Annotated in this window: 13 protein-coding genes; 5 read left to right on the forward strand and 8 right to left on the reverse strand. The window is 69.8% G+C overall.

Features of this window, described 5'->3' with window-relative positions:
- The 6 genes from QSK05_RS21110 to QSK05_RS21135 form a co-directional block, all read right to left on the reverse strand.
- Positions 1-1,254, reverse strand: coding sequence for an ATP-grasp domain-containing protein (locus QSK05_RS21110; protein ID WP_285598994.1), 1,254 nt, complete (start codon positions 1,252-1,254; stop codon positions 1-3).
- An 87-nt stretch (positions 1,255-1,341) separates the two neighbouring features.
- Positions 1,342-3,318 (reverse strand): acetyl/propionyl/methylcrotonyl-CoA carboxylase subunit alpha, encoded by a 1,977-nt coding sequence (locus tag QSK05_RS21115; protein ID WP_285598995.1) that lies wholly within the window; start codon positions 3,316-3,318, stop codon positions 1,342-1,344.
- 5 nt (positions 3,319-3,323) lie between these two features.
- Entirely contained in the window at positions 3,324-4,928 is a 1,605-nt protein-coding gene (locus QSK05_RS21120; protein ID WP_285598996.1) for a carboxyl transferase domain-containing protein, read from the reverse strand.
- A gap of 11 nt (positions 4,929-4,939) precedes the next feature.
- On the reverse strand, positions 4,940-6,157 hold the full coding sequence (locus tag QSK05_RS21125) for an 8-amino-7-oxononanoate synthase family protein (RefSeq protein ID WP_285598997.1): 1,218 nt from the start codon (positions 6,155-6,157) through the stop codon (positions 4,940-4,942).
- Positions 6,158-6,196: 39 nt separating this feature from the next.
- Positions 6,197-7,078, reverse strand: a complete 882-nt coding sequence (locus QSK05_RS21130; RefSeq protein WP_352302123.1) for a 3-hydroxybutyryl-CoA dehydrogenase — start codon at positions 7,076-7,078, stop codon at positions 6,197-6,199.
- A 203-nt stretch (positions 7,079-7,281) separates the two neighbouring features.
- Complete coding sequence (locus tag QSK05_RS21135) at positions 7,282-7,731, reverse strand: RrF2 family transcriptional regulator (protein ID WP_285598999.1); 450 nt, start codon at positions 7,729-7,731, stop codon at positions 7,282-7,284.
- 327 nt (positions 7,732-8,058) lie between these two features.
- On the opposite strand from QSK05_RS21135, the gene QSK05_RS21140 reads away from it, so the two are divergent.
- Complete coding sequence (locus QSK05_RS21140; RefSeq protein ID WP_285599000.1) at positions 8,059-8,349, forward strand: Rossmann-fold NAD(P)-binding domain-containing protein; 291 nt, start codon at positions 8,059-8,061, stop codon at positions 8,347-8,349.
- Positions 8,346-9,608, forward strand: coding sequence for a multidrug effflux MFS transporter (locus tag QSK05_RS21145; protein WP_285599001.1), 1,263 nt, complete (start codon positions 8,346-8,348; stop codon positions 9,606-9,608). Before QSK05_RS21140 ends, QSK05_RS21145 begins: the two co-directional genes overlap by 4 nt.
- A gap of 113 nt (positions 9,609-9,721) precedes the next feature.
- Here QSK05_RS21145 and QSK05_RS21150 read toward each other — a convergent pair whose 3' ends face one another.
- The gene (locus QSK05_RS21150) at positions 9,722-10,198 is read right to left on the reverse strand and encodes a BLUF domain-containing protein (protein WP_285599002.1); all 477 of its coding nucleotides are present in this window, start codon (positions 10,196-10,198) and stop codon (positions 9,722-9,724) included.
- A 180-nt stretch (positions 10,199-10,378) separates the two neighbouring features.
- Positions 10,379-11,740, reverse strand: coding sequence for a right-handed parallel beta-helix repeat-containing protein (locus QSK05_RS21155; RefSeq protein WP_285599003.1), 1,362 nt, complete (start codon positions 11,738-11,740; stop codon positions 10,379-10,381).
- Between the two features lie 472 nt (positions 11,741-12,212).
- Here QSK05_RS21155 and QSK05_RS21160 point away from each other — a divergent pair, with 472 nt between their 5' ends.
- Genes QSK05_RS21160 through QSK05_RS21170 form a run of 3 tightly spaced genes read left to right on the forward strand, consistent with a single transcriptional unit; the run spans position 12,213 to position 14,496 of the window.
- Entirely contained in the window at positions 12,213-12,524 is a 312-nt protein-coding gene (locus QSK05_RS21160; protein ID WP_285599004.1) for a hypothetical protein, read from the forward strand.
- Positions 12,521-13,879 carry a hypothetical protein gene (locus QSK05_RS21165; RefSeq protein WP_285599005.1) on the forward strand — a complete coding sequence of 453 codons (1,359 nt, stop codon included), beginning with the start codon at positions 12,521-12,523 and terminating at the stop codon, positions 13,877-13,879. Before QSK05_RS21160 ends, QSK05_RS21165 begins: the two co-directional genes overlap by 4 nt.
- The gene (locus tag QSK05_RS21170; protein ID WP_285599006.1) at positions 13,855-14,496 is read left to right on the forward strand and encodes a hypothetical protein; all 642 of its coding nucleotides are present in this window, start codon (positions 13,855-13,857) and stop codon (positions 14,494-14,496) included. Before QSK05_RS21165 ends, QSK05_RS21170 begins: the two co-directional genes overlap by 25 nt.

The following is a 14,496-nucleotide window of genomic DNA, read 5'->3' on the forward strand; positions in this document are numbered from 1 at the left end:
CTATTCGGTGTGCGCGTCGGCAGCGATGTCGAAGCGGATGGATTCGGTCAGTTTGATCGCCAGTTGCTTTGCCTGTGCTGTGGTTTCGGCCCCCACGACGATCAGGCCGATCCGGTCGGCGGAACGGTGCAGGGCGGGCACGACATCGCCCGGGCCGGCGTTCAGCTCGCTGTAGAGCACCGCGGGGTGCTCACGTACCTCGTCCCAGCCGTGAACGGCCTCGATCCGCCCGGGCGGGGGCGCCAGGTAACGCACCGCGGCACCCCGGGTCGGGGTCAGCGGGCCGGGCCGGTCCCGGCGTCCCAGCAGGTCGTCGAAGACCTGACCGAACAGCTCCAGGCCGGGGATCGCGTGGGCGAGCATGGTGTGGATGAAGTCGCCCCCGAACCGGGTGTGCACCTCGCCGAGCACCACCCCGTCCCGGGTCAGCCACAGCTCGACGTGAAAGCCCCCGGCGCGCAGCCCGAGTTCCCGTAGGGCGGCCGTGACCGTGTGCTCGATCTCCTCCTGGCGGCCGGGCGGGAGATCGGCGGGCAGGGCGTGGGCGATCTCGACGAAGTACGGCGGGTCCACCTTCTCCTTCTCGGTCACGGCCAGGATCACCGGGCGGCCGTCGAGGAAGATGCCCTCGACGCTGTACTCAGGGCCGTCGACGAACTCCTCGACCAGGAACGGGGCCGTGCCGGGCAGCAGGTCCAGCGCTGCGGGGAGCCCGGCGGTGTCGAACACCTGGCTCACGCCGATGCTGCCCATCGCGTCCCGCGGTTTGACGATCCACGGACCGGTGCCCGATCGCAGGAAGTCCTCGGCGTCGGCCTGGTCCGCGCACAGGCGCACGGCCGGCTGGGCGAATCCCGCGGCGGCCAGGGCGGCCCGGCCGATGTCCTTGGTCCGCACCCGGTGAACGGCCTCGACCGGGTTGCCGACGGCTCCGAGGGCCTGCGCGGTCTCGGCCACCGTCACCTGAGCCATCTCCTGGAGGGCGAACACCGCGTCGATCCGGTGGCCGGAACCGACCTGGTTGCGCGCCCATTCGACAGTCTCCCCGGCGGGCAGGAAACTCACCGGGGCGGTGGCGCCGGCCGCCGCGACGACGGCGGGAGTGGCCAGCAGCGCCTCCTGCGCGTTGGTGACGTAGGTGTGGATTCCTCGCGCGCGGGCCTGCCCGAGCGCCTGCAGGGCCATGTCGGTGCTCATGGCCACGGCCCGGGCGCCGCCGACGAAGAGCAGGGTCGGGGGTGTCTCGTCACTCATCAGGTCTCTCCGGAAGGTGTGGGGGTGATGACCGGGACGCGGTCGGGAAGGTCAGGAAGGTCGGGAAGGTCAGGAAGGTCGGGAAGGTCAGGGAAGGACGGGGCCCGTGTCCGGGATTGGCTCCAGGTCGATCAGGACCTGGTCGGCCGCGACGACGTCACCGACGGTGCAGCGGATCCCGGCGATCACCCCGGAACGTGGCGCCGGCAGCGGAGTCTCCATCTTCATGGCCTCCACCACGGCGACGACGTCGCCGGCGCTGATCGTGTCGCCGACGGCCACGGGCAGGGCGACGACGGCGCCCGGCATGCCCGATCGCACGACGTCGCCGGCGGTGTCCGCGGCGTGGACGGTGAAGGACGGGACGCCCAGGGCGACCCGGTACCCGTCCACGACGATCTCGTACCCGGAAGGGGTGCGCAGGCCGCTCCAGTCGCAGGTGTCGGCCGTCCCTTCGTGCAGGCCGTTGCGCCGGGTCACCGTGACGTCGATCCGGCGCCCGTCCACCTCGACGCAGACCCCGTCGGCGTCGACGCGGACGATGTTCGCCGGGGTGTGGGTGTCGTGGCCCTCCACGGTGACGACGCGGCCCAGGGGCGCGGCCGGGTCGAGGTCCTGGCGGTCGAGCGGCCCGACGGACCCGTTCCACGGTGACGTGGCGAGGTCGCCGCCGGAGGTGGCCTGGACGGCCGCCACGCAGGCGGCGGCCGTCGCGGTCCGGCTCCGGGTGAACTGGTCGATCGCGTCGACCAGATGGGTGTCGACCAGGCCCGCCACCACCCGGGGGTGATCCAGCAACTCGCCCACGAACCCCAGGTTGGTCGTCAGCCCGACGACCCGGGTGTCGCGGACCGCCTGCCGGAGCCGGCGCAGGGCGGAGGACCGGTCCGGGCCCCGGGCGATGAGTTTGGCGATCATCGGGTCGTAGAACGACGACACCACCCCGGTCCGGTCGAAGGCCGCCTCCACCCGGATCTTCCCGGGCCAGCGCACCACCCGGGCCGTGCCGGGGGCGGGCTGGAATCCGGCGTCGGGGTCCTCGGCATACACCCGGCACTCGATGGCGTGACCGGTGACACCGATCCGGTCCTGGGTCAGCGGCAGCGGCTCGCCCGCGGCGACCCGCAGCTGCCACTCGACCAGGTCTACCCCGGTGATCTCCTCGGTGACCGGATGTTCCACCTGCAGGCGGGTGTTGGCCTCCAGGAAGTAGAAGTGGCCGTCCGGGTCGAGGATGAACTCGAAGGTGCCGGCATTGACGTATCCGATCGACGCCGCCCCCCGTACGGCCGCGGCCAGGAGGGTGTCGCGCACGCTCGCGGGCAGATCGGCGGCGGGCGCCTCCTCGACGATCTTCTGGTGACGTCGCTGCAGGGAACACTCACGCTCGTACAGGTGCACCACGTGGCCGAAGGTGTCACCGAACACCTGGACCTCGATGTGGCGGGGCCGGGAGACGTAGCGCTCGGCCAGGAGCCGTCCGTCACCGAAGCTGCTGCGGGCGAGCCGGACCGATTCGGCGACGGCCGCGGCCAGTTCCCCGGGCTCGGTGACCACCCGCATCCCCTTGCCCCCACCGCCGGCCACGGGCTTGAGGATCACCGGGTACCCGATCCGCCCGGCGTCGGCCGCCAGGACCTCCGGCGACTCGGTGGCCAGCGGTGATCCGGGAAGGATCGGGACCCCGGCCTGCCCCATCAGGGCACGGGCCGTGGCCTTGTCGCCCATCGCGCAGATCGTGTCCGGGCCGGGGCCGATGTAGACCAGGCCCGCGTCGGTCACGGCGGCCGCGAAATCAGGGTTCTCCGAGAGGAACCCGTAACCGGGATGAACGCTGTCGCAGCCGGTCGCGAGCGCCGCCTCCACCAGCCGCGGGATGCTCAGGTAGCTGTCGGTGGCCGGCCCGGGCCCGATCCGGACCACGTCGACGGCCCCGGTCAGGTGTGCGGCCGTGGCGTCGGCGTCGGAGTGCACCGCCACGTACTCCACGCCCAGCCGGCGGCAGGTACGGGCGACCCGCCGGGCGATCTCCCCACGGTTGGCGATCAGAACGCGTTTCAGCATCGTCATCACATCCTGAAGACACCGAAACGGGTCTCCTGCTTGGGTGCGCCGGCGGCCAGGGCCAGGCACACGGTGAGCCAGCTGCGGGTGTCGACCGGGTCGACGACGGCGTCGACCCAGAGGCGGGCGGCGAAGTACAGAGGCTGTGACTGCTTCTCGTAGGAGTCGAGAATCGGCCGCTTGATGGCCTCCTCCTCCTCGGCCGACAGGCTTCGTCCCTCCTTGGCCAGCTGATCGCCGCGGATCTGGGCCATCACCGAGGCCGTCTGCTCGGCCCCCACCACGGTGGATTTAGCGCTCGGCCACATGGCCATCAGCGTCGGGCCCATCGAACGGCCGCACATGGCGAAGTTCCCGGCGCCGAAACTGCCGCCGATGACGAGACTGAATTTCGGGACCCGGGCGCAGGAGACGGCGTTGACGAGTTTCGCACCGTGCTTGGTGATGCCGGCGGCCTCGTACTCGGCCCCCACCATGAACCCGTTGATGTTGTGCAGGAACAGCAGGGGGATGTCCCGCTGGGCACAGATCTCGATGAAGTTGGCGGCTTTCTGGGCGCTCTCGGGGAAGAGGACACCGTCGTTGATCAGAATCCCGACCGGGTAGCCGCCGATGTCACCCGTGCCGCAGACCATGGTGGGGCCGAAGCGGCTGCGGTACTCGGAGAACTCGCTGCCGTCCAGCAGCCGGGCCAGTATCTCCCGGGCCGGGATCTGCTCACGCAGGCCGGCGCTGATGATGCCGGGCAGTTCCGCCGGGTCGTACAGAGGTGGACGGGGTGGACGCGGTGGGGCCGTCGTCGTCGGGGAACCGGTGCGGGCGGCGATCTCCCGCACCAGTTCCAGGGCGTGGTCGTCGTTCTCGGCGAGGTGATCGGCGACGCCGGTGACCCGGGTGTGCAGGTCGGCGCCGCCGAGCGTCTGCGCGTCGACCACCTCTCCCGTCGCGGCCCGGACCAGGGCCGGGCCGCCGAGGAACACCGTGCCGGTACCGCGCACGATCACCGTCTCGTCACACATGGCCGGCACGTAGGCGCCGCCGGCCGTGCACGAGCCCATCACGGCCGCGATCTGGGGCAGTCCCATCGCCGACATCTCGGCGATGTTGCGGAACATCCGGCCCAGGTGGTGCTCGTCCGGGAACAGGTCTTCCTGCAGCGGCAGGTAGACCCCGCCGGAGTCGACCAGGTAGATGCACGCCAGGCCGTTCTCCCGGGCAATGTCCTGGGCCCGCAGATGTTTACGGACCCCGAGGGGGAAGTAGGTGCCGCCCTTGACCGTGGCGTCGTTGGCGATCACCATGGTCGGCCGGCCGCAGACCACCCCGATCCCGGTGACCAGGGCCGCCGACGGCACGGCCTGGTCGTAGACGTCGTGCGCGACCAGCTGACCGACCTCCAGGAACGGTGTGCCCGGGTCGAGGAGCCGGCTGATCCGCTGCCGGGCGGTCAGCTTGCCACGGCCGGTGTGCCGGGCCTGTGAGCGGTCGTCGCCCCCGGCCACGGCCGCCGCGCGGGCGCCGGCAATGACGCGGCGTTGCTGCTCGAAGGCGTCGGCGTTGCGCCGGAACCTCGCCGAGCCGGTGTCGATATGGGTGTCCAGCGTGGTCATCGGTCGTCCCGTCAGGCCGGCTGTTCAGCGGGCACGTTGAGCTCTTTCAGCAGGTTGGCGAACTCTTCGATCTGCGCGGCGCTCATGTTCGCCCGCAGCATCAGGCGCAGTCCGGCCCGGCCCCGCCCGATGATCGGGAAGAAGATCGGCGAGGCGTAGTAGCCACGGTCGAGCAGCGCGGCGGCCAGGTTGACGGTCGCGGTCTCCGAGCCGACCTGGACGAACCGGATGGGCAGGCCGTCGCCGCTCAGGTCGGTCTGGACCATGCTGTCGAAGAGGTCGACGTTGGCCTGGAGACGTCGCTGCAGCTGGGCCAGCTCGTCGGTGCGGTGCAACTGGGCCGAGGCGATGACCGCACCCAGGCCGGCCGTGTTGATGCGCTGCGACCACATCAGCGGACCGTTGCGGATCGCGGTGTCGTACCGGGCCTGGGATCCGGTCGGGCCGAGGAAGATCGCTCCGCCGGAGGCCCCGAAACCCTTGTTCAGCGAGGTGATGACCACGGTGCGGTCGTTGATCTGGCCCAGTTCCTCCAGGACGGCCCCGCGGCCGTTGGTACCGAGCGTCGAGATCGAGTGGGCCTCGTCGAACACCAGGAACAGACCGTAGCGTTCCTGCAGGCGAAGGAGCTCGGGGATCGGCGCCCGGCCCCCGGTGCTGTAGACGCCGTCGGCGACGTAGGCGACCCGGGGGTGGGTGCGGCACAGCTCCTCGAGCGCCTCGACGTCGTTGTGCGCGATCGTCACCACCTCGGCCTCGTCGGCCACGGAGGCCTTCATGGCGTTCAGGCAGAAGTGTGCGTTCTTGTCGAACACCATCAGTGGGGCGATGTTCTCGGTGAAGAGACCGGATGCGATCAGCGGCAGGGTGACCCAGGACGCGACGGCGCACGACGCGGTCGTCACCGCGGTCACGCCGAACAGGTCGGACAGCTCGTCCTCGGCGGCCCGCAGCGAGCCGAACCGGATCCGCATCCGCGAGGTCGAGGTGTTCAGGGAACCCTCGGCCAGCACCCCGTCGGCGGCGGCCTGGACGATCTGCGGGTGGGTGTCGAGGCCCAGGTAGGAGTAGGAGGACATGTTGACGAACTCGTGACCGTCACTCAGGCGACGGTGCCGGCCGTCGCCCAGTCCCGCGACGACCAGGTCGAACATGCCGGCCTGATCGGTGACGTTCCAGAAGTCGTCGCTGATGCGGGCCGACTTCGCGATGTTCATGTACGTGTGCACGGAGTTTTCCCCTTGTGACGGTGATCAGGAAAGAAGTGATCAGGAATAGGTGTAGAAGCCGCGACCGGTCTTGCGGCCGAGGATCCCCGACTCGACCATGCGCAGCAGCGTGGGAGGCGGGGCGTAGAGCGGTTCCTTGAACTCGTCGAAGAGGGCCCGGGCGATCGCGACGACGACGTCCAGGCCGACGAGGTCCGCGAGCCGCAGCGGGCCGACGGGATGGTTGCAGCCCAGTTCCATGGCCCGGTCGACGAGTTCGGCGGTCACGAAACCGTTCTCCACCATCCGCACGGCGGCCAGGAGGTACGGGATCAGGAGGGCATTGACGACGAAGCCGCTGCGGTCGGAGACCTGGATGGCCTGCTTGCCGAGGGTCTGGCCGACGAAGGCCTCGACCCGGTCGGTCACGTCGTCGGTGGTGAACAGCGTCGGGATGATCTCGACCAGTGGCAGCGCCACCACCGGGTTGAAGAAGTGCACGCCGATGACCTGCTCCGGGCGGTTGGTCGCCGCGGCGAGCTGGGTCACGCTGATGGCCGAGGTGGTCGAGGCCAGGACGGCGTCGGGGCCGAGCACGGCGTCGAGCTCGGCGAAGAGCTTCAGCTTGAGGGCCTTGTCCTCGGGTATCGCCTCGATGACGAGCTGGCGGTCGGCCAGGAGTGACAGGTCCCCGGTCACGTGGATCCGGTCCAGAGCCGCGTCCCGCTGGGCGGCGGTGATCGTTCCCTTGGCCACCCGGCGCTCCAGGGTGGCACCCAGCCGCTGCGGGGCGGACCGCACCGAGGACTCCCGGGAGACCGCGAGGGTCACCGAGACTCCCTGCAGGGCAAGGAGTTCGCAGATGCCGCTACCCATGGTCCCGGATCCGACCACGCCGACGCGCTCGAAACCGACCCCTGCGGCAGTCCTGGGTGAACCCAGAACCGGCCGCCTTTCCAGCGTTCCTGTCCGTGAATGCATCTGATCTCCCCATATCGGCGTTGCCGGCCGGAGAAAGATTCGCACGGGCAGAAGCGGTCCCGAGTAATCGAGACGCTGATTTGCGGGCGGGGGGAGTAAGACTCGCGCCCAGGGGTAGGTGAACGTTCTCGACGGTGGACGAAATGCGTTGCGGTAAAAGAGGTTCAGAGACTGCTGGAAGCGGTGGTCGGTTGACCCACGTTCCCGGCCAGCACGTCGGCGACGGTGAACCGGCCCAGATGGGAGGCCAGGGCATCGGCCACGCCGTGGTCGAGCTGGGCGAGGGCCTTCTGCACGCCGCGCCCGACGGCACACGTCGGATCGGGGCCGTGCAGACCCAGAACCGGGTCGTCGCCCTGCAGGAGGCTCCAGACGCGGCTCAGGGGAATGGATTCCGGTGGCACCACGAGTTCCCAGCCGCCGTTCACCCCGGGTTGCGAGCGAACGAACCCGGCTGCTCGCAGCGGGCCCAGGACGCGCCGGACGTAGACGGCGTTGACCCGGGTGGAGCCGGAGAGCTCCGCGGAGTTGACGGGCGCGCCGTCGGTACGCCCGGCCAGATAGGTCAGCACGTGGACCGCGACGGCGAACTGGGTGTTGGTGGATCGGGCCATGGCCCCATCTTGCCATTTCGCAATCATCATGGCTACGGTTAATTGCAATCATGATGATTACAGATTGGATGTCATGAGCCTCGCGATCACCGGTGCCTCCGGCGCCTTCGGACGGGCCGCCGCCGAGTACCTCCTCCACCACACCGAACCGGGGCGGGTCGTCCCTGACCACCCGCAGGCCGGACGCCCTGAGCGATCTCGCCGACCGGGGCGCCGACGTCCGGTACGCCGACTTCAACGACCCGGCCTCGCTCGATGCGGCCTTCCGGGGCGTCGAGCGTCTGCTGCTGGTCTCGATCGACACGGCACGAGAACCGGGCCTACGACGTGACCGGGCCGCAGGCCCTGACCGCCGACGACCTGGCCGCCCTGGCGACCCGGCGCAGCGGCCGGGAGGTGGAGGTGGTGCACCTGGACGACGACGCCTACGCCGATGCCCTGCGCTCGGCCGGTCTGCCCGATCCGGTCGCGCACCTGCTGGCCACGTTCGGGGCGGCCACCCGCGGGGGATACCTGTCCGCGATCACCCCGGTGGTCGCCGATCTGACCGGTCGCGCGCCCACCGGGCTGGCCGATCTGCTCGACGGGCAGAAAGCGCTCCCCCTGGGGGAACAGTGACGGAGAGCCGCCGGCGACGGGTGCTCGTCCTGGTGGTCCTGGCCGCGTGCGTCGCCCTCGGGCCGCTGTCCACCGACGTCTACGTACCCGGATTGCCCGACCTGGCCGGCGATCTGGGGGCATCGGCCTCCGCGGTGCAGCTGACCGTCACGGCCTGCCTGGTCGGGCTGGCCGCCGGCCAGTTACTGGCTGGTCCGCTGAGCGACGCCCGGGGCCGGCGCGGCCCGCTGCTGTTCGGGCTCGCGCTCTACACCCTGGCCGGGTTGCTGTGTGCGGCCGCCCCCACGGTCGCCCTGCTGGTGGTGCTGCGGGCCGTCCAGGGGATCGGTGGTGCCTTCGCGGTCGTCATCGCCTATGCCTACGTCCGCGACCGGTACAACGGAGGCCAGGCCGCGGCCTACTTCTCCCTGATGCTGTCGGTCACCGGACTGGCCCCGGTGCTCGCCCCGCTGGCCGGCGGCCTCGTCCTCGAGGTGTCCGGCTGGAGGGAGATCTTCATCGGGCTGGGCGGTCTCAGCGCCCTGGTGCTGGCCGGTGCGCTGCGCCTGCCGGAGAGCCACCCGGCCTCACGGCGCAGCCACGCCGGGGCGCGCGATATCGGGAAGGTGTACCGCCGCCTGCTGAAAGACCCCGTCCTGATGGGGTACACGCTGACGAATGCGCTGGTCTTCGCGGCGATGTTCGCCTACATCGCCGGATCGCCCTTTGTGCTGCAACAGCTGCACGGCCTGTCGGTACAGCAGTACAGCGTGGTGTTCGCCGTCAACGGGGCCGGGATCATGGCCGCGGCCCAGATCGGCGGGGCTCTGGTGCGACGATTCGGTGCCCACACCCTGCTGGGTGCGGGCGTCGTCCTCTCGTTCACCGGTTCGGCCCTGACACTCGTGGTCGCGCTCGCGGGAGCCGGGGTGTGGCCGACCCTCGTCGCCCTGTTCCTGATGGTGGCCGGGGTGGGGCTGGTCCTGCCCAACGTCCCGGCGCTGGCCCTGGAACACCACGGAGCGAGCGCCGGTGCGGCCGCGGCCCTGCTCGGCTGCGCCCAGTTCCTCCTCGGAGGCCTGGCCGCCCCGCTGGTCGGGATCGGGGGATCGCGCAGCGCAGTCCCGATGGCCGTGGTGATGGCCGGTTTCACCGTGGCGGCGGTGCTGACGTTCGCCTGGTGCACCCGCACCCGCACCCGCACCCGGTCGGGCCGGGGATCCGGCGGTGGCGAAAGGCACGTCGCACCGGTTGTTCTGGCCGCTTCCGAGGTGACCTGACCAGCCGAGGCGACCTGGTCGACGAGGCCGAGGCCACCGGCGACCTGATCGCCACGGTCGGCTTCGTGCCGGCGTTCGGGGTGGATCGGATGAGCTGAGCGGAATCAGCTCGTTCAGTGCGACTGGTCGGTGACGACCACCAGCAGGGCCCGCGCGATGAGAGGGTCTTTGAGCAGTGCGAAGGTGGCGGCCGGGGTGTCGCTGCGCAGCGGTGGCCCGGACGCCGGCCGGGATTCGCGGGCGATCAGGGCCAGTGCCGCGTCCGAGGTCATCCGGGTCAGATGCATACGCCATTCCGCGAACGAACGGCTCTCCCGCCGGCCGCGGTGCACGACCGTCAGATCGGTGTGGAGCATGTCGGCCCGGATGCGCTCGTACGTCTGCTCCACCGCCTCCTGCGGCCCCTCCAGCAACTGCACGAAGAACGCGGCCCGGAACGGCTCGTCACCGACGGGTTCGTCGTGGATGTGCAGGAGGATCCCGGTGATGTCGGCCTGTGCGTTCCTCTCCCGGCTGCGGCCCAGGAACGCTTCCATCTCGGCCTCGGTGAGATCCACCACGGCCTGGCTGACGTAAAGAAGTTCGTACAACGGAGATGACCCCTCTGGCGTCGTGGGCGTCGCAGCGGTTCCGGACGGGTGCGGGGTCTTCCACACCATGGCTGTTCCTGGATATCACATCTGCGGCAGAACGCAGCGCTCCCGCACCAGCCGGCGTACTGCTGGTACGGGAGCGCTGAAAGGGCCTATGTCGGCGGATCTACATCGGCGTCAGAAGGCGCCGATGTTCTTGGTCGTGGCCGTGCTCGCGTCGCTGGCCTTGCCGTACAGCGGGCTGGTGGTGGCGAGGTGCAGGCTGGCCAGCACCGGCAGGCTGCCGTCGGACTGCCGCGCCGTGGCCCAGCCGGTGGTGGCGAGACTCTGGAAGTCCTTGCCCGCCAGGGAGGTCGAGAGGTTCCAGGAGTTGTTCTTCTGCGTGGTGCCGGTCATGTTGCTCAGCAGGGTGCCGCCGTAGGCGATGTTGTCGTGCAGGTTGCCCAGGCCCACCGCGGCACCGGAGGAGGTGATGCCCAGCATGTTGTAGTCGGGGTGATTGGAGAAGCTGGTGTTGTGGTAGAAGTCGAGTGCGACCGGGTGGTGGTTGGCGTAGAAGCCGGCGGAGCGGTTGTTGAAGGCCACCGAGTACCGCACGGTGTGCTTCGCGGCGCTCGCCGAGTAGACACCGCCGTAGCCGCCGGCCTTGATGCCGCTGCCGTTACCCGCGGCCGTCGTGGTGCCGGGGATGAAACCGTTGCTCCAGGCCCACGAGTTCTCGATGAGGACCGGGGAGAAGGCGTTGATCAGGTCGAAGCCGTCGTCCGAGTTCGACCAGGCCCGGTCGCCGCGAAAGACGTTGCCCGTCTTGCCCGCGGGCACGTGGGCGCCGAAGCCGTCGGCGCTCTCGCCGGCCCCGTTCGAGGTGTGCAGGTCGTAGTTGTCGTGGGAGTCGCTGTTGAGCACCAGGTTCCCGCTGCCGTCCTTGATGAACAGTCCGGGGCCCATGTGGTGGTGCAGGTTCAGCTGCTCGAACGTGTTGTTGCTACCGGTGATGTAGACGCCCCACGACTCGTGGTTCAGGTTGTTGTTCTGGGGAACCCCGGTGATCTCCAGCCCCTTGAGACGGATGTAGCTGCCGGTGACGTTGAAGCCCTTGATCCGGCAGTCGTCCTTCATCCCGGAGAAGCTGAAGACCGGTGTCTCGCCCGGGTAGGCCAGGTAGTTGATGGTCTTGCCCGAGCTGCCGCTCTTGTTCAGCGTGATCCCGTCCACCAGGGCGGTCTGGCTGGAGCAGGCCTTGGTCGCCGCGGTGTACTTGTAGGTGCCCGCCCGGAAGTAGGCGGTGTCACCGGCCGTGAGCACCGACTGGGCCTTGGCGATCGTCTTGAACGGGGCCGCCGCGGTACCGGCGGCACTGTCGCTGCCGCCCGGGGCCACGTAGTACGTGGTGCCGGTCGCCGCGGCGGTCACGGTGGACTTCGTCGACGGGTTCACGGCGTAGGCCGTGGCGCCACCGGCCAGGAGAGCAGCGGTGACCGAGACGACCGGGACGAGGCGCAGCTTGCGCCGGCTGCCGGGATTGCGGGAGAGCTTCATGGGTGTGGCGGGCCTTCCTGCTGACCAGACGCAGAAGTCAGGAAAACCGAAGGTCGGCCCGGTTCACGAGTTCGGCGAGGTATTTAGGTTCGGGATAATGCTTGCTTGACGCCTGGTTTCGGTATGGATTCCCTGTGAATTCCAGCGCGGTCCGTTCTTCGCTCCAGGGTCGTCGCCGAGATTAAAGTCGCCGAATTTGCGTGTCAAACCCCAACGGTTATGGCACTGAAATCCGAAGCTCAAATCTTTGTTTCGTGCCGTCCCGATCGTGATCGGTGTGCGCAGGGCCACGATGGCCGGGTGTCGCGCCCGGTCCCGCGGGCAGAACGCCGGCAGCACACGGAACGTGCCATCGTAATTACCTGCTGTGCATCATCTCTGGTGCGCTGCCCCCAGCTCCGGGCCGATCTGTAGGGTGGCGCCCGGCGGTTCTGCGTGATCAGGGCCGGGGGAGCGGTTGAAAGTGGCTGGGGTGGCTGTGACGGACCATGTGAAGATCGAGCTCGACGTGCTGCAGATGACGGCCACGCGACTGGGCCAGGTGGCGGGCGAGCTGAAGAACTCCCGGTCGGCTGCCGACCAGGACGGCCGGGTCGTGGCCCACGCCGACCTGGCCTCGGCGCTGGGGGAGTTCTCGGACAACTGGCGCGTGCACCGGGAGAACCTGATCACCGCCGTCGAGGGGGCCCACGGCTTCGTCGCCAAGGCGGTCACCGCCTACCGGGAGCTGGACCTCCAGCTCACCGAAGCGGTGACGATCCCCGAGGGGCAGGGCGGGAAGTGAGCCGGCCGCTGGACTGGGCACCCCTGACCGACTCCGACCCGGTCCCGGGTGACCAGGGCGAGATCCAGGTCGTCGCCCGGCGCTACCGCGACTTCGCCGCCGAGCTCGAGCAGCAGGCGGCGGCCCTGAACCGGCTGGCCCACGCCGAGGGCTGGGACGCCATCGGGGGCCGCGCGTTCGCGTCCACCGCCTCGGACGTCGCCGGGCAGCTCACCAAGGCCAAGGGCCGCTACCAGGGCGTCGGCGACGCCCTGAGCACCTACGCCACCGAACTGGCCGCCGCCCAGCAGGAGGCCGACGCCGCCCTGCGAGAAGCCAAGCAGGCCGAGGCGGAGGAGAAGGCCAAGGCGACCGCGGCCGGGACCCCGCAATCCTCGTCCCTTGACGTCGATGATTCCGACACCCTCACCGGCCCGAGGAACCGCATGCACCGGGCCGTCGACCAGAAGAACACGGCCGGCCGCCGCGCCGCCTCCCGCGTGCGCGACGCCATCAGCGACGACGGCCTGCGCGACAGTTGGTGGGACAAGGTCAAGAACTGGTCGGGCCAGACCTGGAACTCCTTCACCCAGTGGGTGCACGACAACGCCAAGCTCTTCCAGGACATCACCAAGTGGGCCGGGCGGATCTCCACGCTCCTCACGGTGATCGGCACGATCTGCGCCGTCATCCCGATCCTCAACGTCGCCGCACCGGCGTTCTTCGCCCTCGCGGCCGTCGCGACCGCGGTCAGCTTCGTGTTCAACGTGATGCTGGCCCTGTCCGGCGACGGATCCTGGCTGGACGTCGGCATGGATGCCATCGCGCTGGCGACCTTCGGCTACGGCAGGTACGCCACCGCCGGGGTCAAGGCCGCGAGTCAGGGCCTCAAGGGCGCGGCCCGCACCGCCGCCGCCGAAGGACTGGTCAAGGAGGGCGCCGCCGGCCTGCGCGATCTCGGCGAGCAGGCGGTCCGTACCGGCACCCGCCTGGGGCCCGAGATCTGGCAGACCGCCCGCCGAACCGTGTACGAGATGGCCGACGAGGGCGCCGACGACCTGGTCAAGGGCGTCATGACCCAGGCCGAGGGCTCGGCCGGACTGCTGAAGTTCGCGGACACCCGCGTGGGCAAGCTGCTGGGTATGGACTCGGAGGTCGCGCTCGCGGCCGACAAGGTCAAGGCCCTGGCCGGGCTGGCCCCCGGCTCGGCCTCGGTGCAGAAGGCGGTGGAGGTGGCCGAGGACGCGCTGAAGGTGAAGAAGCGGTCCGACGGCATCGCCGCCGTGGGGAACAAGCTCCCGGCCGCGGTGGAGCTCATCGACAAGAAGTTCGAGATCAAGAAGTACTTCACGTGGGGCAGGTACGCGACGCAGTGAGCCAGGACAACGACGTGACGACCTGGCCGTCGGCCGGCTGGTCGCTGCTGCTGCCGGACAGCTGGTCGCGGATCCGGCTGCCCACCGACCGCCGTGAGCAGGTGTCGGCCCTGGTGGAGCGAGCCTTCGCCACCGTGTCCCGGGACCAGGGGCCGGAGCTGCGCCGGGCGCTGGCGCGAGAACTGCTGATGCTGGCCGATGACGCCTTCGAGGGTGGCGGTCACGAGTTCTACCTGCTGACCGAGGTACGCCGGGGCCTGCCGCTGGCCGCGAGCTGCCTGGTGACGGTGATCCCGGAGACGATGCCGGCCGATGTGGACGCGGAGATCCTGGCCCGGGTCCTGGCGAACGCACCCGGCAGCGAGCCGGCCACGGTGACGGTGGGGGACGTCGCGGTGCCGGCGGTACGCCGCAGCGAGCCGAAACGGTTCCGGTCGCCGCAGGAGGGTGCCGCCCCGTTCGAGGTGACCTTCACCGGGCTGGACGTCTACGTGCCGTTCCCGGACCGTTCGCAGATCCTGCTGCTGACGTTCCGCACACCGATGGAGGAGATTGCTTCCTCGATGACGATTTTGTTCGAGGCGATCGCCGGGTCGCTGCGCTTCCGGGAGGCCTGA

The sequence above is a fragment of the Kineosporia sp. NBRC 101731 genome (assembly GCF_030269305.1).
Taxonomy (GTDB): domain Bacteria; phylum Actinomycetota; class Actinomycetes; order Actinomycetales; family Kineosporiaceae; genus Kineosporia.